At 74.0% G+C, this 17,042-nt stretch carries 18 protein-coding genes; 8 read left to right on the top strand and 10 right to left on the bottom strand.

What is annotated here, in order from left to right:
* Positions 1-8 precede the first annotated feature (8 nt).
* Both DN051_RS29845 and DN051_RS29840 read right to left on the bottom strand, forming a co-directional pair.
* Positions 9-1,292 (bottom strand): ABC transporter substrate-binding protein, encoded by a 1,284-nt coding sequence (locus tag DN051_RS29845; RefSeq protein ID WP_112439893.1) that lies wholly within the window; start codon positions 1,290-1,292, stop codon positions 9-11.
* Positions 1,267-1,845, bottom strand: coding sequence for an MTB12 C-terminal domain-containing protein (locus DN051_RS29840; RefSeq protein ID WP_053758164.1), 579 nt, complete (start codon positions 1,843-1,845; stop codon positions 1,267-1,269). The genes DN051_RS29845 and DN051_RS29840 overlap by 26 nt, the downstream gene beginning before the upstream one ends.
* 131 nt (positions 1,846-1,976) lie before the next feature.
* On the opposite strand from DN051_RS29840, the gene DN051_RS29835 reads away from it, so the two are divergent.
* The 3 genes from DN051_RS29835 to DN051_RS29825 are packed head-to-tail and all read left to right on the top strand — an operon-like array spanning position 1,977 to position 6,048.
* Positions 1,977-2,483, top strand: coding sequence for a hypothetical protein (locus tag DN051_RS29835; protein ID WP_112439891.1), 507 nt, complete (start codon positions 1,977-1,979; stop codon positions 2,481-2,483).
* The gene (locus DN051_RS29830; protein WP_112442507.1) at positions 2,483-5,326 is read left to right on the top strand and encodes an ABC transporter permease subunit; all 2,844 of its coding nucleotides are present in this window, start codon (positions 2,483-2,485) and stop codon (positions 5,324-5,326) included. Before DN051_RS29835 ends, DN051_RS29830 begins: the two co-directional genes overlap by 1 nt.
* Positions 5,323-6,048, top strand: a complete 726-nt coding sequence (locus DN051_RS29825) for an ABC transporter ATP-binding protein (RefSeq protein ID WP_112439889.1) — start codon at positions 5,323-5,325, stop codon at positions 6,046-6,048. Before DN051_RS29830 ends, DN051_RS29825 begins: the two co-directional genes overlap by 4 nt.
* A gap of 108 nt (positions 6,049-6,156) precedes the next feature.
* Here the strand turns inward: DN051_RS29825 and DN051_RS29820 are convergent, their stop codons facing one another.
* A complete protein-coding gene (locus DN051_RS29820; RefSeq protein WP_053758119.1) occupies positions 6,157-6,798 on the bottom strand; it encodes a LysM peptidoglycan-binding domain-containing protein in 642 nt (213 codons plus the stop codon).
* A 543-nt stretch (positions 6,799-7,341) separates the two neighbouring features.
* On the opposite strand from DN051_RS29820, the gene DN051_RS29815 reads away from it, so the two are divergent.
* Both DN051_RS29815 and DN051_RS29810 read left to right on the top strand, forming a co-directional pair.
* Positions 7,342-8,124, top strand: coding sequence for a hypothetical protein (locus tag DN051_RS29815; protein WP_053758120.1), 783 nt, complete (start codon positions 7,342-7,344; stop codon positions 8,122-8,124).
* Between the two features lie 133 nt (positions 8,125-8,257).
* Positions 8,258-8,665 (top strand): hypothetical protein, encoded by a 408-nt coding sequence (locus DN051_RS29810; RefSeq protein WP_053758121.1) that lies wholly within the window; start codon positions 8,258-8,260, stop codon positions 8,663-8,665.
* A 54-nt stretch (positions 8,666-8,719) separates the two neighbouring features.
* On the opposite strand, the gene der is transcribed toward DN051_RS29810, so the two are convergent.
* From der to aroH, 5 genes are all read right to left on the bottom strand, one after another.
* A complete protein-coding gene (gene der / locus DN051_RS29805) occupies positions 8,720-10,198 on the bottom strand; it encodes a ribosome biogenesis GTPase Der (RefSeq protein WP_053758122.1) in 1,479 nt (492 codons plus the stop codon).
* 76 nt (positions 10,199-10,274) lie between these two features.
* Positions 10,275-10,862, bottom strand: a complete 588-nt coding sequence (locus tag DN051_RS29800; protein ID WP_112442505.1) for a lysophospholipid acyltransferase family protein — start codon at positions 10,860-10,862, stop codon at positions 10,275-10,277.
* Positions 10,863-10,924: 62 nt separating this feature from the next.
* Positions 10,925-11,620 (bottom strand): (d)CMP kinase, encoded by a 696-nt coding sequence (cmk, locus tag DN051_RS29795; protein ID WP_053758123.1) that lies wholly within the window; start codon positions 11,618-11,620, stop codon positions 10,925-10,927.
* Between the two features lie 202 nt (positions 11,621-11,822).
* Positions 11,823-12,908, bottom strand: a complete 1,086-nt coding sequence (locus DN051_RS29790) for a prephenate dehydrogenase (protein WP_053758124.1) — start codon at positions 12,906-12,908, stop codon at positions 11,823-11,825.
* Positions 12,905-13,267: a chorismate mutase gene (aroH, locus tag DN051_RS29785; protein ID WP_053758125.1), complete on the bottom strand. Its 363-nt coding sequence runs from the start codon at positions 13,265-13,267 to the stop codon at positions 12,905-12,907. Before aroH ends, DN051_RS29790 begins: the two co-directional genes overlap by 4 nt.
* A 295-nt stretch (positions 13,268-13,562) precedes the next feature.
* On the opposite strand from aroH, the gene DN051_RS29780 reads away from it, so the two are divergent.
* Genes DN051_RS29780 through DN051_RS29770 form a run of 3 tightly spaced genes read left to right on the top strand, consistent with a single transcriptional unit; the run spans position 13,563 to position 15,335 of the window.
* Positions 13,563-14,240 (top strand): hypothetical protein, encoded by a 678-nt coding sequence (locus DN051_RS29780; RefSeq protein WP_112439887.1) that lies wholly within the window; start codon positions 13,563-13,565, stop codon positions 14,238-14,240.
* Positions 14,241-14,262: 22 nt separating this feature from the next.
* Entirely contained in the window at positions 14,263-14,856 is a 594-nt protein-coding gene (locus DN051_RS29775; RefSeq protein ID WP_053758127.1) for a DUF6529 family protein, read from the top strand.
* The gene (locus tag DN051_RS29770) at positions 14,853-15,335 is read left to right on the top strand and encodes a Rieske (2Fe-2S) protein (RefSeq protein ID WP_053758128.1); all 483 of its coding nucleotides are present in this window, start codon (positions 14,853-14,855) and stop codon (positions 15,333-15,335) included. The genes DN051_RS29775 and DN051_RS29770 overlap by 4 nt, the downstream gene beginning before the upstream one ends.
* 24 nt (positions 15,336-15,359) lie before the next feature.
* Here the strand turns inward: DN051_RS29770 and DN051_RS29765 are convergent, their stop codons facing one another.
* Complete coding sequence (locus DN051_RS29765; RefSeq protein ID WP_112439885.1) at positions 15,360-16,424, bottom strand: pseudouridine synthase; 1,065 nt, start codon at positions 16,422-16,424, stop codon at positions 15,360-15,362.
* On the bottom strand, positions 16,424-16,993 hold the full coding sequence (gene scpB / locus DN051_RS29760; protein ID WP_324612320.1) for an SMC-Scp complex subunit ScpB: 570 nt from the start codon (positions 16,991-16,993) through the stop codon (positions 16,424-16,426). The genes DN051_RS29765 and scpB overlap by 1 nt, the downstream gene beginning before the upstream one ends.
* Positions 16,994-17,042: the final 49 nt, after the last annotated feature.

Genomic DNA, 17,042 nt, shown 5'->3' with positions numbered 1-17,042 from the left:
CTGAAGGATCAGGGGTCGTACGCCAGCATCGGGACCTCGAAGCAGGTGCTGTTCATGTCCCCCTGGGAGACCCAGCCCCGGCCGTCCTGCCAGCGGGCCACCGACAGACAGTTCGTACGGGTCCGCGGCGGCTCGGGCAGCGGCCGGAAGGTCACGGGCAGCAGCAGGCCGCCGGCGGTGTAGCCGTCGCCGCGGGCCACCTGGCGGTCGAGGCACGCGCGCGTGACATCGGTGCCGGCGCAGGACCGGGCGGCGTCCGTGAACCACTTCGCCGCCGCCCACCCCTCCAACTGCCACTGGGAGCGGGCCGGCAGGCCCTCGGTGGCGTCGCGGAACTCGCGTACGCCGGGGTGCCCGGTGTCCTGGTGGTTGCGGCTGGCCCCGGTCGCCCACAGGGCGTTGCGGCAGCGCGGGGCGTCCCGGTAGTCCTCGGCGACGGTGGACGTCCAGTTCTGCACATTGGTGACCTTGGCGGTGACCTCGGCGCCGACGTCGTCCATGGCCTCGCACAGACGGGCGTTGCCGTGGGCGTCGATGGCGTCGAAGACCAGGTCGGCGCCCTGCTGTTTCAGGTCGGCGGCGACGGCCCGGAAGTTGGGCAGCACGAAGTCGACCTGCTCGGTGACGACCTGGTAGCCCTCGGCCCTCAGGCCGCGTTCGATAAGCCGCGCGTAGGCCGCGGACGCGGACTGGTTGTAGGAGACGACCGCGGCCGTCCGGGCGCCGTGCTCGCGCTTGAAGTAGCGGTACACCTCCGTGCCGCCGTACAGCTTCCCGTCCCAGCCCGCTCTCCCCTGCCGGGGTGCCTGGCTGCCGTAGATGCCGTAAAGGTGCGGGTGGGTGTCGTAGGCGGCGCCGATGGGCTGGCCGCCGATGTCGGGCACACGCGCGCGGGAGACGAGCGGGGCGCCGGCGTAGTCCAGGGCCGAGGTGGCGACGAGGGCGACGACCCGGTCCTCGTCGATCAGCTGCCGCACGCACTCGTTGTTGCCGACGCCGCTGCCGCCGTCGTCGCACAGGCGCACCTCGACGCGGCGGCCGTCGATGCCGCCGCGCGCGTTGAGGTGGTCGAAGTAGGCCTTGGCGCCGTCGCGCGGGCCGGTGAAGGCGTCGCCGCCGACCGGGCTGGTGGCGCTGGTGATGATGCCGACGCGCAGCGGGGCCGCGCCGTGCCCGGTGGGCGCGGCGCGGTCCTCGAAGTCGCTCTCGGGCAGCCGGCTGCCGCAGGCCGTGCCCAGCAGGAGCAGCGCCGCCGCGGCGGCGGCCTCAGCAACCCGGCGCCGGCGTCGCATCGCCGGTGCCGTTCAACGCGACGAGTCCGCACAGGGTCTTGACCGACACCTTCCAGGTGCCGTCCTGCTCGACCGCGGTTCCGGCGGCGTCCGGCAGGGCGGTGGCGCCCTGAAGCGTCAGCGTGTAGGTCACGTTCGCCCCGGTCGCCGAGGTGAACTCGACCCGGTCGACCTCCGCCCCCACCTGGGCGCCGCGTTCGTCACCGCTGAACGCCCGCAGCACCGGCGCCATCCGGTCGCCGTTCTCCAGGAAGTCCTGCTTGGCCTCCAGGGGCGTGTCCGGGTCGAAGAACCGCTCCCAGTTCCGCCTGATCTCCTGTTCGGCCGCGCCCGTGTCGGCGGGCGCGCCCGCCCCGGCGCCCGACGGTTGCGTACGCTCCACGCTCGGCGTCGGAGGGGGGCCGTCACCGCCGCCGCCCTCGTCGTCGCTGCACGCCGCGAGGGCCGGGGCCAGGAGGAGGAGCAGGGCCACCGCAGGCGCCGCCCTCCGCCCTCTCGCCCGGGGAACGCGTCCCTGCGCGTGCCGTTGCCCGAGGTCGCTCCCGAGAACCATCTGGCTCACCACCGGGTGTCCGTCCGGGCGGTGCGCGCCCGGTTCTTTCAGGGTCGGCTTCCAGAAGGCATAGTGCAGGCAATCGGCAGAGTTGGACATACAGCCAGACACACGACGTGTGGGAGCCGGCGATGACAACAGCCCGACCAGCCCGTCCCGTCCCACCGGCCCGACCGCGGACGGCGCACCCCGTCCTGTGGGCCGGCTGGGCCGCGCTCTCGGCCGGCGCGGTGCTGTGCGTCCTCGGCTGGTACGGCGTGTCCGGAGAGCGGTTCGCGGAACGTCAACTGCCCTATCTGGCCTCGTGCACGGTTCCCGGCGCCGCGCTGATCGTCGCCGGGTCGGTACTGCTCACCCACGGCCGTACCGCGCTCGCCGCCGCGCGGATCGAGGAGCTGTACGGCCTGCTGGTGGCCGCCGGACCCACCGAGCCGGACGGGGCGGCCGGACGCGTGGCGCTCCTGCCGGTCGCGGTCGCCGGGGACCTGCTGATGGTGCCCGGCGGCACGCTCTACCACCGCGCGGACTGCCCGTTGGTGACCGGGAAGGCGGAGGCCGTGCCGGTCGACGCGAAGCCGGTGGCGAGCGGCGAGCTGGACCCGTGCCCGATCTGCGAGCCCCCCGGGACGTCCGGCTGATGTCCTCCGTCACCTACGACCTGACGCTCGCGGGTCTGTCGGTGGGCGGCGCCGCCGCGCTCACCGGGCTCGGGCTGATCGTGACGTACCGCGCGACCGGCGTGCTGAACCTCGCGCACGGTGCGATCGCGATGGTGTGCGCCTACGTGCTGCGGCAGTTCGTCGTGGAGTGGGGCCTGCCGTTGTGGCCGGCCGCCGCGGTGACGCTGCTGGTGGTCGCGCCGTGCCTCGGACTGGCCCTGGAACGATGGGTCTTCCGCCCGCTGTCGGCGCTCGGCGGCGATCCGGCGCGGACGCTGGTGGCGTCCATCGGCGTGTTCGTGCTCCTGGTCGGCGGGGCGGCGCTGCTGTGGGGGCAGGGGGCGCGCGACGACGCGCCGGAGCTGATGCCGGACGAGCCGTGGGCGCAACTGGCCGTCGTGCTCGTCCTGGCCGTAGCGGTCGCGGTGGCGCTGCGTCCGCCCGCGCGGGGGCTCCGCGGCCCCGGGCGGTGGACCCGTTTCGGGCGGGAGCTGCGGGCGGTCGTGGACGACCGGCAGCTCGCCCGGCTCGGCGGGACCGACGCGGACCGGGTGGCGGCGGCCGGCTGGGCCTTCGGGTCGTTCACCGCGGGTCTGACGGGCGTCCTGCTGGCGCCGTACGTGCGCCTCGACCCGTACGGGATGCCGCTGCTGGTCATGGAGGTGGTCGCGGTCGCGGTGGCCGCTCGGATGCGCGGTACGGCGGTCGCGGTGGTGGTCGCGCTGGGTCTCGGCGTCGCGCAGGCCCAGTTGACGCGGGTTCATCCGGAGGGCTGGGGCGAGCCGTTGCTGCGCGCCGTCGGCGCCAACCTGTTCGTGGTGGCCCTGCTCGTCGTCGCCCTGGTGCTGCCGGGGATCGGCGCCCGGGACGCGCTGCCCCGCCCGGCCGTCCCGCGGGCGCCGGCACCGGCCGGGGCGCGGGTCGTCGCCGCGGTGCTGTTGCTGCTGCCGCTCGGCCTGGCCGGACCGGATCTGCACACCTCGGTGCAGGTGCCCGCGCTGGGTGTGGTGCTGCTGTCGCTGGTGGTGGTCACCGGCCGCGGCGGCCAGATCTCCCTCGGGCAGGCGGCGTACGCGGGGCTGGGCGCCCTGTTCACCGCCCTGCTCGCCGCCGGGCGCCTGCCGGGTCTGCCCAGGCTGCCGGAACTGGCCGCGCTCGCGGTCGCGGTCGTCCTGGTCGCGCCCCTCGGTCTGCTGACCGGCTGGCCGGCGATCAGCCGCCGGGGCCTGGCGCTCGCGCTGGCCACGTTCGCGGTGGGCGTCGCGGTGAGCCGGTTCGTCCTCACCCAGCCGTACGCCACTTCCGGACTGGCGCTGGGCCGCCCGGCCGGCTTCGCCGGGGACCGCGCCTACTACCTGCTGGAACTGGTCCTCCTGGCCGGCGCCCTGCTGGCGACGCGCGCGCTGCGCCGGGGGCGTACCGGCCGGGCGCTGGCGGCCCTGCGCGACCACGAGTCGGGGGCGTCGGCGGCCGGTGTGCGGGTGCCTTCCCTGAAACTCCTGGCGTTCGTCACGGGCGCCGCGCTCGCCGCGCTCGGCGGCGGCATGCTCGGCATGGGGCTGCGCGCCTTCGACCCCACCGCGTTCGATCCCGTGCGCGGCCTGCTGTGGTTCGCGGCGGTCGTCGTGCTGGGCGCCGACAGCACACTCGGCGCCCTGGCCGCCGCGGCCCTTCTGGTCGGCCTGGACGCGGGTACGCGGGGCGGCGTCGCGGCGGCCCTGATCGGCCTGCTGGCGGTGCTGGTCGGCCGCTTCCCGGGCGGGCCGTACGAGGCCCTGCGCACCCTCACCGACCGCCTGCGGCCGAGGCCGCCCACCGCCCTGACCACGACCGGAAGCGCCGTACGCGACCACCTCCGCGAGGCCCGCCGGACGCGCCCGCCGACCACCACCCCGGACACACCGCTGACCCGTCCCGCACTCACCGCCCGACCGTACGGGGCCCTGCGCACCGCCGCCGGCCGACTGCGGCCCGGGCCACGCGCCAGCCGTACGACGGCCGGACGCACCTCGGGGGAACGCGTGCGGCAGGCCCCGCCGGGGCCCGGGCCGGGTGCGGCGGTCGGCACGTCCCGGTACGACGGGCCCACCACTCCGTCCCCGAAGCCCCCGCCCCCACCCGCCGCCCGTACCCTCACCGCCCGCGGTCTCCAGGTGCGTCACGGCGGCTTCCGGGCCCTCGACGGGGTCGGCCTGGACCTGCCGCCGGGGCGGATCACCGCGGTCGTCGGGCCCAACGGGGCCGGCAAGAGCACGCTGTTCCACTGCCTGGCGGGCACCCTGCGCCCGACCCGCGGTCAAGTGCTGCTGGGCGGGCGGGACATCACCCGGCTGCCCGCCCACGCCCGCACCCGCCTCGGTGTCGCACGGACCTTTCAGCAGCTGGCCGTGTTCCCTTCGCTGACGGTGGCGGACAACGTCCGGGTCGGTGCCGAGCAGGGGCGGATCGCCGATCCGGACGCCGTGGAGCGGACCCTGCGGCTGTTCGGGCTGGCGGGCCCCGCGCGGGCGCTGCCGGCCGCCGGGCTGCCCACCGGCACACTGCGCCGGGTCGAACTGGCCCGGGCCCTCGCGGGCGGTCCGTTCGTGCTGCTCCTCGACGAGCCAGCGGCCGGCCTCGACGCCGCCGAAGTGGCCGCGCTGGCCCGGGTGCTGAGGGCGCTCGCCGCCGACGGGACCGCCGTCCTCGTCGTGGAGCACGACCTCGACCTCGTCGCCGGACTCGCCGACGTCGTGCACGTCATGGCGGCGGGCCGGATCGTCGCGTCGGGGCCGCCGGCCCGCGTCCTGGACACACTCGCCGCCCGGGAGGCCGGCCCGTGACCATCGCCCTGCGCCACGCGCGCGTGCGTTACGGCCCGCTGGAGGCCCTGCACGGCGTCACCGTCGTCGCCCCCTCCAGCGGTCCGGCCGGCCCGACCGTCCTGCTCGGCCGCAACGGTTCCGGGCGTACCACCGCGCTGCGCGCGCTGGCCGGTGTCGTGCCGCTGTCGGGCGGCGCGGTGGTGTGGGACGGCGTGGACGTGACCGGTGTGCCCGCCCACGAGCGGGCCCGTCGCGGGCTGCGGCTGGTACCCGAGCGGCAGGCCGTGTTCGCCTCCCTCACCGTGCGGGAGAACCTGGAACTCGCCTCGCCGTCGCGGCCCGTCCTGGACACCGCGCTGGCCGCCTTCCCCCCGCTGGAGCCGCGCCTCGCGCGGCGGGCCGGCACCCTGTCGGGCGGTGAGCAGCGCATGCTGGCCCTCGCCCGCGCCGTGTCCGCACGCGCGCGCGTGGTGCTGGTCGACGAGCCGACGCAGGGCATGTCCCCGGCGGTCGCGGCCCGCGCCTACGAGCTGCTGGCCTCGCTGGACGCCTGCGTCGTGCTGGCCGAGCAGCGGCTGCCGCCCGCCCTGCGCGGCCGGCGTGCGCTGGTCCACGAACTGCGCCGTGGCGCCGTGGTCTTCAGCGGGGAGGCGGACGAGTTGCGGGCGCGAAAAGGCGCGGACCGCACGCCGCGCGGCGGTGCCCCCGGTCTCCCGCGTGAGGCCGGCCCGCCGGGATGACGGTGGCGGGCCGGACCCGGGGCCACGGCGGGACCGCGCCCGGTGCGCCGCGGCCCCGCCCGGTCGGCGTACCGGGCGGGGCCTGGTTCCCGGGGCGGGAAGCGCCGCTCAGAGTGCGAGGCGCTGCCCGGGGACGATCAAGTCGGGATCACCGCCGATGACGGACCTGTTGGCGGCGTACAGCCGCTGCCAGGTGGTGCCGTGCCGTTCCGCAATGGTGCTCAGGGTGTCGCCCCGGCGCACCGTGTGGTCGCCGCGGGAGGCACCGCGGTCCGTACGGTCCGAGGCCCGTGCAGGCGCCTTCGCCTGCCGCTTCGGGACCGCCTCGGTGGACGGCGAGCCGGCCGAGGGCGCCGCGGGCGCCTCGGGACCGCTGCCGTACGCCCCGGCACGTGCCGAGCAGGTCGGCCAGGCGCCCCAGCCCTGCGCGCGCTGGACCTCGGTGGCGACGGCGATCTGCTGCTCCTTGGAGGCACGGTCCGCGGTCGGCGCGTAGGCCGTGCCGCCGAACGCGCGCCAGGTCCCGGCGGAGAACTGGAGGCCGCCGTAGTAGCCGTTGCCGGTGTTGATGTGCCAGTTGCCGCCGCTCTCGCACCGGGCGATGCGGTCCCACACCCCGCCGTCCGCGGCGGCCGCGCCGCCGGTGGCCGTCAGCAGCCCGAGCGGGGCCAGCAGGGCCGCTCCGGTCAGGACCGCCGTCGTACGTGTCCTACGGACGTTGCCGCGAGTGGTATCGGCACATTCGGACATGTAAATCCCTCTCGACGTACCCGGGATCCCCCAAGACGGGGCGCGTCCTCCGCGTAGGGCCGCGGTGGCCGCGCCTCGCCCCGTCCGCCGACGGTCGTACTCTGCGCCGGACCGATGGCCGGTGCGGTGGCGGACGTACCCGAGCGGTGCTCGTTGCACACGGCGGAGGAATGTACGGAGCCCGGCGAGCGGAGCTCAACCAACTCGCCGTCGCGCCAGGCCAGTTCGCGGTTACCTCGGGTATCAACGAATTTCGGCCACCCTTTTCATTCGCCGATTTCCTGATTTGTCGACCAGTCGCTCTGTCCATCTGTGACCCACTTCACCGCTCCAAGTGCCTTGATCAGGCAACGACTTGACGGTGAGTGCCCGATTCCGTGCCGCTCGTGACCGTGTGCGGTGGATGGTTCGATTCCGTTCGCCGGTCTGCGTGACTCCCGCCACAGATCGCCCGTTGTCTTCTTCATGAGCCGGGGACCGACCCCGGAGCACGGGCCGGGAGCCACCCGGTCCCGCCACGCACGCATCCCGAGGGAGTCACCCGTGCCGCGCATGCTCGACGTCAGCGACGAGGTACGCGCCGAGATCGGCGACGAAGAAGCCGACCGGCTGCTCGCCGGAGAGAACGCCCCGGGCAGTTACGACTGCACGTCCTGCCGTACCCCGGGCGACTCCGAGCGCGAGCGCACCAGCACCGTCCTCTTCATCGGGGACGAGACCGCCGTGCTCGCCTTCGCCCACGCCACCTGCCTGCCCTCCCAGGTCGTCCAGGTCACCGAGGAACAGCTCCTGGGCGCCGTGAAGTCCATCAGCGGCGACAGCGTCGACCTCGAGCCGGAGCAGGTCGTGCCCCAGCAGGCGGTGCTCGGCGTCACCAGCGGACTCGTGCTGATCACCGGCGAACTGCACCCCGCCCTCGTGGTCGAACCCACCGGCCCCATCGTGCGCCCCGGCTCCACCACGGTGGGCGACGACTTCCTGCCCCTGCTGATCGAACAGGGCTTCATGCCGGTGACCGAGCTGAACTCCCTGCCGCCGGTGCTGCACGGCTGGTCCGTGCTCCTGGCCATGGGCCAGCTGCACGCGGTGCTCCAGCCCGGCCCGAACAGCGGTCAGCCGGTGGCGTGGTGGCAGGCGCACCAGCCGCTCCAGGTGACCGACGGATGGCGGGCCGCCGCCAACAAGCACCAGCAGGTGCTGATGTTCGCGGCCCCGGTCGGGTCGATCGGCCGTCAGCCGCGGGAGGACCTGCTGCGGGACGCGCTGGACAAGGCGGCGGCCAACGGGAAGCTGGTCGCCAGTGTCCTGCCGCTCGCCGGGACGTGACCCCGGAGCTCGCCGAGCAGGGCGCCGGCCGTCGGCGGCCACGGCTCGTCCGTGACCGTTCGCGTGGTTCCGCACGCCCCTCGGCGGCGCTCGTGAGCCGCATCCCTTCAGGCCCGGGGTCGTTTGGACATACGTGCACGCATACGAGGTTCCCCGCCACCACAGCTACTCGCCGATCCTGTCCGCGCAGTCGGCCCAGGATCCTCATGGCGGCCCGTCGGCCACACCGATCTACGACGCGCTCTACGCCGAGTACGTCAAGTCGTTCCGCTCGCTGCCGGGCGACCGCAGCGGCGAGGAGGATCTGGGGTTCACCGCGTTCGGGAACATCCCGCACGGTGCGGAAGCGCACGGCGGCCATCGCGCCGGTTCGTTCAGCAGCTCGTACAGCGCCTACAGCGCGGGCGCGCAGAGCGCCCGGCACGGCGGTGCGCACCACACGACGACCTGGCAGCGGATCGGGCAGATCGGACAGCACTACGGCACCGGACTGCACCACGTCCCGGCCGCACTGCCGCCCGGGCCGCGCAAGGGGAACTGAAACACCTCAGGGGCGGCCCGCGACGGGCCGCCCCTTCATCGGTGTGCGCTGCCGCTACTTCTTCTTGCCGCGCTTCTCGCGCACCCGGACCGAGATGTGGATCGGCGTCCCCTCGAAACCGAACTCCTCACGCAGCCGGCGCTCGATGAACCGCCGGTAGCCCGCCTCGATGAAACCGGAGGCGAACAGCACGAACCGCGGCGGCTTGGTGCCGGCCTGCGTGCCGAACAGGATGCGCGGCTGCTTGCCGCCCCGCACCGGGTGGGGGTGGGCGGAGACCAGCTCGCCGAGGAAGGCGTTCAGCCGGCCCGTCGGGACGCGTGTCTCCCAGCCCGCGAGGGCCGTCTCGATCGCCGGGACCAGCTTCTCCATGTGGCGGCCGGTCCGCGCCGAGACGTTCACCCGGGGCGCCCACGCGACCTGGCCCATCTCGGTCTCGATCTCCCGCTCCAGGTAGTAGCGGCGCTCCTCGTCGAGGGTGTCCCACTTGTTGTAGGCGACCACGATCGCGCGGCCGGCCTCCACCGCCATGGAGATGATCCGCTGGTCCTGGACCGAGATGGACTCCTCGGAGTCGATCAGGACGACGGCCACCTCGGCCTTCTCGACGGCCGCCGCGGTGCGCAGCGAGGCGTAGTAGTCGGCGCCCTGCTGGAGGTGGACCCGCTTGCGGATGCCCGCGGTGTCCACGAACTTCCAGATCGTGCCGCCGAGTTCGATCAGTTCGTCGACCGGGTCGCGGGTGGTGCCCGCGAGTTCGTTGACGACCACGCGCTCCTCGCCGGCCACCTTGTTCAGCAGCGAGGACTTGCCGACGTTCGGGCGGCCGATCAGGGCGATACGGCGCGGGCCGCCGACGGCGCTGCCGAAGGACTGCTCGGGTGCCTCGGGCAGAGCCTCCAGGACGGCGTCCAGCATGTCGCCGGTGCCCCGGCCGTGCAGCGCGGAGACCGGGTGCGGCTCGCCGAGTCCGAGGGACCACAGGTACGACGCGTCGGCCTCGCCGCTGGGGCCGTCGACCTTGTTGGCGCACAGCACCACGGGCTTGCCGGCCTTGCGCAGCAGCCGTACGACGGCCTCGTCGGTGTCGGTCGCGCCGACCTTGGCGTCGACGACGAAGACGACCGCGTCGGCCGCCTCGATCGCGAACTCGGCCTGCGCGGCCACGGACGCGTCGATGCCGAAGACGTCCTGCTCCCAGCCGCCGGTGTCGACGACCTTGAAGCGGCGGCCCGCCCACTCGGCCTCGTAGGTGACACGGTCGCGGGTGACGCCCGGCTTGTCCTCGACGACGGCCTCGCGGCGGCCGATGATCCGGTTCACCAGGGTCGACTTGCCGACGTTCGGGCGGCCGACGACGGCGAGCACCGGCAGCGGCCCGTGCCCGGCCGCCTCGATGGCGCCCTCGACGTCCTCCGGGTCGAAGCCCTCCACCGCGGCGAGCTCCATGAACTCCGCGTACTCGGCGTCGCCGAGCGCCCCGTGATCGTGCTCGAAGCCTTCCGAGCCGTCGGGCTGGATGTGGTCGTTCATGAAGTCCGTACCTCGTCGTTCATCGTGGTGATCGGTGGAGTGCCCCGATCGGGGCGAATCCACTACTCAGTCTCGCTCAGCGCCCGGTGAGGCGCCTGGCGTTTTCCAGGTGGTCGGTGAGCTGCTTCTGGATGTGCTCGGTGGCCTCGTCCAGCGCCGTGCGCGTGCGTCGTCCGCTGCCGTCGCCCGCTTCGAACGGGTCGCCGAACACGACGTCGACACCGCTGCGCAGCGGAGGCAGCGCCTTTATCAACCGTCCCGGGCGGTCCGAACTTCCCAGGACGGCCACCGGGACGATGGGGGCGCCGCTGCGCACGGCGAAGTAGGCGAGTCCGGCGCGCAGCGCGGCGAAGTCGCCCTCGCCCCGGGTGCCCTCGGGGAAGATGCCCAGGACGCCGCTGGCCGACAGCACGTCCAGCGCGCGGGTGATGGCCGTGCGGTCGGTGCTCCGGCGGTCCACCTCCACCTGGCCGATCGCGGTCAGGAAGCGGCCGAGCGGGCCGACGAACGCCTCCTTCTTGACCAGGAAGTGCACGGGCCGGGGCGCCACGCCCATGACCATCGGTCCGTCGACGTTGTGGGAGTGGTTGACGGCGAGTATCGCCGGGCCCGTCGCGGGGACCCGCCAGGCGCCCAGCACCCGGGGCCGCCACAGCCCGTACATCAGCCCGACGCCGATGCGCCGCCCGACCTCCGCGCCCCGCGGTGAGGGGACCGGTACCTCACTCACTTTCCGGCCCGCTTCTCCTCGACGAGGGTGACGACACACTCGATGACCTGCGAGAGGGTGAGATCAGTGGTGTCCACCTCGACCGCGTCGTCCGCCTTGGCGAGCGGCGAGGTCTTACGGCTGGAGTCGGCGGTGTCCCGCTTGATCAGGGCTTCCCGGGTCGCGTCGACGTCGGCGCCCTTCAGCTCACCGCTGCGGCGGGCGGCGCGGGCCTCCGGCGAGGCGGTGAGGAAGATCTTCAGGTCGGCGTCGGGCAGCACGGTCGTGCCGATGTCACGGCCCTCGACCACGATGCCCCGGCCGGCGGCGGCCGCGACCGAACGCTGGAGCTCGGTGATCCGGGCCCGCACCTCGGGCACCGCGCTGACCGCGCTCACCTTGGAGGTGACGTCCTGGGTGCGGATCGGGGCGGCGACGTCCACACCGTCCACCGTGATCGTGGGGGCGTCCGGGTCGGTGCCCGAGACGATCTCCGGCTTGCCGGCCACTGCGGCGATCGCGGAGGGGTCCTCGACGTCTATCCCGTTGGCCACCATCCACCAGGTGATCGCCCGGTACTGGGCGCCGGTGTCCAGGTAGCTCAGGCCGAGCTGCGCCGCCACGGCCTTCGACGTGCTCGACTTGCCCGTGCCGGAGGGGCCGTCGATGGCGACAATCACGGGCTGGGCGGTCCGAACGGCGCCGTTTTCCACGGGGGGACACCTTCCTGGTGCGGTGTGGCGGGAGTGTGCGGGGCGCGATCGTGCCCCGCACAAGGTTACTGGGTGCGCGTCACTCGTCCGGCCGCACGGCGGCCGTCCCCGGACGACGGCCGTACGGAGCCCGGTCCGGCGGCGGCCCCGCGGGCGTCGGGGGTGCGGAAGCCCGGCAGCGGGCCCGGCGTCCGGCGCGGGCCTACTGGCGGATGGCCCATCCCCTCTCCCGCAGCGCGGCGCTCAGTACGGGCGCCGCCTTCGGCTCGACCATCAGCTGCACCAGGCCGGCCTGCTGCCCGGTGGCGTGCTCGATGCGCACGTCCTCGATGTTGACGCCCGCCAGTCCGGCGTCCGCGAAGATGCGGGCCAGCTGGCCGGGCTGGTCGTCGATGAGGACGGCGACCGTCTCGTAGACCCGCGGGGCGGACCCGTGCTTGCCGGGGACGCGGACCTGCCCCGCGTTGCCGCGCCGCAGGACGTCCTCGATGCCGGCGCTGCCGTCGCGGCGCTTGGCCTCGTCGGAGGACTGGAGGGCGCGCAGCGCGCGGACCGTCTCGTCGAGGTCGGCGGAGACGTCGGCGAGGAGGTCGGCGACCGGTCCCGGGTTCGCGGAGAGGATGTCGATCCACATCCGCGGGTCGGAGGCGGCGATACGGGTCACGTCGCGGATGCCCTGCCCGCACAGCCGTACGGCGGCCTCCTCGGCGTTCTCCAGTCGCGCGGCGACCATGCTGGAGACCAGGTGGGGCATGTGGGAGACGAGGGCCACGGCGCGGTCGTGGGCGTCGGCGTCCATGACGACGGGCACGGCCCGGCAGTGCGAGACCAGCTCCAGGGCCAGGTTCAGCACCTCGGTGTCGGTGTCGCGGGTCGGCGTGAGCACCCAGGGGCGGCCCTCGAAGAGGTCGCCGCTCGCGGCCAGCGGGCCGGACTTCTCACGGCCGGACATGGGGTGGGTGCCGAGGTAGGCCGTGAGGTCGAGGCCGAGCGCCTCCAGCTCGCGGCGGGGTCCGCCCTTGACGCTGGCCACGTCGAGGTAGCCGCGCGCGACGCCGCGCCGCATGGCGTCGGCGAGCACCGTGGCGACGTGGGCGGGCGGGGCCGCGACGATCGCCAGGTCGACGGGTCCCTCGGGTGCCCCGTCGGTGCCGGCGCCGAGCGCGGCGGCCGTGCGCGCCTGCTCGGGGTCGTGGTCGGTGAGGTGCACGACGACACCGCGCTGGGCGAGGGCCAGGGCGGCGGAGGTGCCGATGAGTCCGGTGCCGATGACCAGTGCGGTCCTCACTGGGCGATGTCCTTGCGCAGGGCGGCCGCGGTGCCGAGGTAGACGTGGTTGATGTCCGCGCGGGCGCGGTCGGACTCGATGTGCGCGAGGACCCGGACCACACGCGGCATCGCGCCGTCGATGTCGAGTTCCTGGGCGCAGATCAGCGGGACGTCGACGATGCCGAGCTTGCGCGCGGCGGCCGCCGGGAAGTCGCTGTGCAGGTCGGGAGTGGCCGTGAACCAGATGCTGATCAGGTCCTCGGCGGTCAGGCCGTTCCGCTCCAGGATGGCGGTGAGCAGGGTTCCGACCTGCTCGTCCATGTGTCCGGCCTCGTCCCTGTCCAGTTGGACGGCGCCCCGGACCGCTCGTACCGCCACGACGATGCTCCTTGCTGGTGTGCGTATCGGCTCCGTCCAGCGTAGTCAGCCCGCGAGCGGGCCGGGCACCACGCCCGCTCGGTGAGACGGCGCGCACCGCCGGGCCGCCGGGTCCGGCGGTGGCCGGGGGCCGGGTACGGGGCGGCGGACGGCTCTCGCGGGCCGCTCCCGTCCCACGGGTCACCCTGCTTCCGCCGCTCGGACCGCGGTCTGGAGAACACCCCCGTGCGCCTCTGGACGCCGGGCCGCGGGTCCGCTCTGATGACAGGGAGTCCGCCTCGGGGGGAGGCCCGTCATGAAGCGTCCCGGACCCCTGCTCACCCTTCTCGCGGGACTGCTGTTCGGGGTGTTCATGCTGTCGCTGAACGCGACGACGGGGGAAAGGAGCTCCCCGTCGGCGTTCGCCTCGCCGCCCCCGGCGGCCACGACCACGGCCCCGCCCGCGCCGTCCACCGCTGCGCCCGAAGCGCCGTCCACCGCTGCGCCCGAGCCGTCCGCCCCCGTGCCCGACGACGCCGAGTACGCCGGGCGCACCGACGACGACTCCGCCGCGGTGGCGGTGACCGTGCGCGACGGGAGGGCGATCGCGTACTTCTGCGACGGCCGCGCCCGCGAGTCCTGGCTCCGGGGTGACGTGGCGGCGGACGGCGGGATGCGGCTCACCGGCCGGGACGGCGACGAGCTGAACGCCGTCCTGAGGCAGGGCAAGCGGATCCGCGGCACCGTCGAGGTCGGCGGCCGGGAGCACGCGTTCACCGCCGACCGGGCGAAGAAGCCGTCCGGTCTCTACCGCGCGACCGCCACCGTGCGCGAGGCGCGGATCGACGCCGGCTGGATCGTGCTGAGGGACGGCAGCCAGGTCGGCGTGCTCACCCGCGACGGGGCGCCGTCGCCGGCCCCGCGGATCGACCCGGCGACCGGTGCGGTGACGGTCGACGGACAGCGCCTCACCGCCCGCCCGGCCACCCCCTGACCCCGTCCCCCGGGAGCCGACCATGACCGTCGACCCGAACGCCGTCACCCAGGACTTCCCGCCCCACCGCCGGGGCCGGGCACGACGGGGGCCCGGCCGCTCCCTCACCTACCTCGTACCGGCGCTGGTGGCCGCCGCCGTGGCGGTCGCCCTCGGGGCGTACGGGCGGGTCCACGACCCGGCCGGGACGGCCTTCAACCTCGCGGGGTTCAGCAGCACGGGCGCGGTGAAGTCATGGCTGGCGACGGCGGCCGTGTTCCTCGCCGTGGTGCAGATCGTCTCCGCGCTGATGCTGTACGGCCGGCTGCCCGGCCCGCGCTGGGCCCCGCTGCTGCACCGCTGGTCGGGCCGCGCGGCGTTCCTCGTGTCGGTCCCCGTGGCCGTGCACTGCCTGTATGCGTTGGGCTACCAGACGTACGATATGCGCGTTTTTTTGCACTCTGCCCTGGGTTGCTTCTTCTTCGGTGCTTTCAGTGCCAAGATGCTGCTGCTCCGTTCGGAGCGCCTTCCCGGTTGGCTGGTGCCGGTCGTCGGCGGACTCGTGTTCACGGTCCTGGCGGTCGTGTGGCTGACCTCCGCCCTGTGGTTCTTCCGCACTTTCGGAGTGACGACATGACCTCTGGTGACGACACGACTCCTGACGCGACACGTCGCACGGTCCTCCTCGCGACGGGTGCCGCGGGAGCCGCGGCACTGGTCGCGGGGTGCGGCGAGTACGGCGAGGAGGGCAACGGCGGCGGCAAGAAGGACAGCGGCGCCACCTCGGAGCCGGCCCCGCCGGGCGAGGCGGCGGGGAGCGCGCCGGCCCGTCCGGAGCTGGCGCGGACGGGCGACATCCCGGTCGGCGGCGGCGCGATCATCAAGGACGAGCAGATCGTGGTGACCCAGCCCCGGGCGAACGAGTTCAAGGCCTTCTCGTCGATCTGCCCGCACCAGGGCTGCGCGGTCTCGGCCGTCTCCGACGGCACCATCCACTGCGCCTGCCACGGCAGCAGGTTCCGCATCACGGACGGCTCGGTCGCCGCCGGCCCGGCGACCCAGCCCCTGTCCGCCGAACCGATCACGGTCGCCGGGGAATCGATCACCCGGGGCTGACGCGCGGCCGGGGCCGACCCCGGATCAGAGATCGACCTCCTGCATCAGCATCCCGACCTCGGTGTTGGACAGACGGCGCAGCCAGCCCGACTTCTGGTCCCCGAGGGTGATCGGGCCGAAGGCGGTGCGGACCAGCTTGTCCACGGGGAACCCGGCCTCCGCGAGCATGCGGCGGACGATGTGCTTGCGTCCCTCGTGCAGGGTGACCTCGACGAGGTAGTTCTTGCCGGTCTGCTCGACGACCCGGAAGTGGTCCGCGCGCGCGTACCCGTCCTCCAGCTGGATGCCGTCCTTGAGCCGCTTGCCCAGGTCCCGCGGGATCGGGCCGACGATGTGCGCGAGGTAGGTCTTCTTGACGCCGTACCTGGGGTGGGTCAGACGGTGGGCCAGCTCGCCGTGGTTCGTGAGCAGGATGACGCCCTCGGTCTCGGTGTCGAGCCGGCCGACGTGGAACAGCCGCGTCTCACGGTTGGTGACGTAGTCGCCGAGGCACTGACGGCCCTCCGGGTCCTCCATCGTCGACACCACACCGGCGGGCTTGTTCAGCGAGAAGAACTGGTACGACTGCGTGGCGACGGTCAGACCGTCGACCTTGACCTCGTCCTTCTCGGGGTCGACGCGCCGGCCCTGCTCCAGGACGATCTCGCCGTTGACCTCGACGCGCGCCTGCTCGATCAGTTCCTCGCAGGCGCGCCGGGAGCCGTACCCCGCGCGCGCGAGCACCTTCTGGAGCCGCTCGCCCTCCAGCTCCGCACCGGGGAAGGTCTTGGGCAGCTTCACGTCCTTCTTCTCCGCGTACCGGTCCCGGTTGCGCTCCTCGGTCCGCGCGTCGTACTCACGCGAACGCGCCGGAGCCGTGCGGCCGCCGTCCTGCCGGCCCTGCTTGGGGCCGCCCTTGGCACCGCCCCGCGCACTCGCACCGCGCCCCGACTTCGGGCCGTCCTTGGTGGCGCCGGGGCCCACGTCGTAGCGGCGCTCCTCGGGTCGGGGCTTGCGGGGGCGGCCCTGCCCCTGCTTCTGGTCCCTGTTGTTCCCGGCTCCGCGGTGGTTACCGCGCCCGCCGCTGTTGCCGCTACCGCTGCTTCGCATCAAAGTTCCGTCTTGTCGTCTGCGTCCTCGGAATCCGGAGCGTCCGGATCGAACGACGGAACGCCTTCCTGTGTCTCGGCCTCGATCGCCTCGGCCTCCGGGAGGAAGGGCGCGAGCTCCGGGAGCTCGTCCAGGCCGCGCAGGCCCATCCGCTCCAGGAAGTAGTTCGTCGTCGTGTACAGGATCGCACCTGTTTCGGGTTCCGCGCCCGCCTCCTGGACGAGACCGCGTTGGAGGAGGGTGCGCATCACGCCGTCGCAGTTGACTCCGCGCACGGCAGACACCCTGCTCCGGCTGACCGGCTGGCGGTAGGCGACCACCGCCAGCGTCTCCAGGGCGGCCTGGGTCAGCCGGGCCTGCTGGCCGTCCAGGACGAAGCCCTCCACCGCCGCGGCGTACTCGGGCCGGGTGTAGAAACGCCAGCCGCCCGCGATCAGGCGCAGTTCGAAGCCGCGCCGCTGCGCGGTGTACTCGTCGGCGAGTTCGCGCAGCGCGTTCGCGACCTGCCGCCTGGGCCGCTGGAGGATCTTCGCGAGGTGCTCCTCGGTCGCGGGCTCGTCCACGACCATCAGCACCGCCTCCAGGGCGGGCCTCAGATCGAGGTCGGCGACGCTCCGC

Source organism: Streptomyces cadmiisoli (assembly GCF_003261055.1).
Taxonomy (GTDB): Bacteria; Actinomycetota; Actinomycetes; order Streptomycetales; family Streptomycetaceae; genus Streptomyces; species Streptomyces cadmiisoli.
This window is presented reverse-complemented; position numbering and strand designations above follow the sequence as displayed.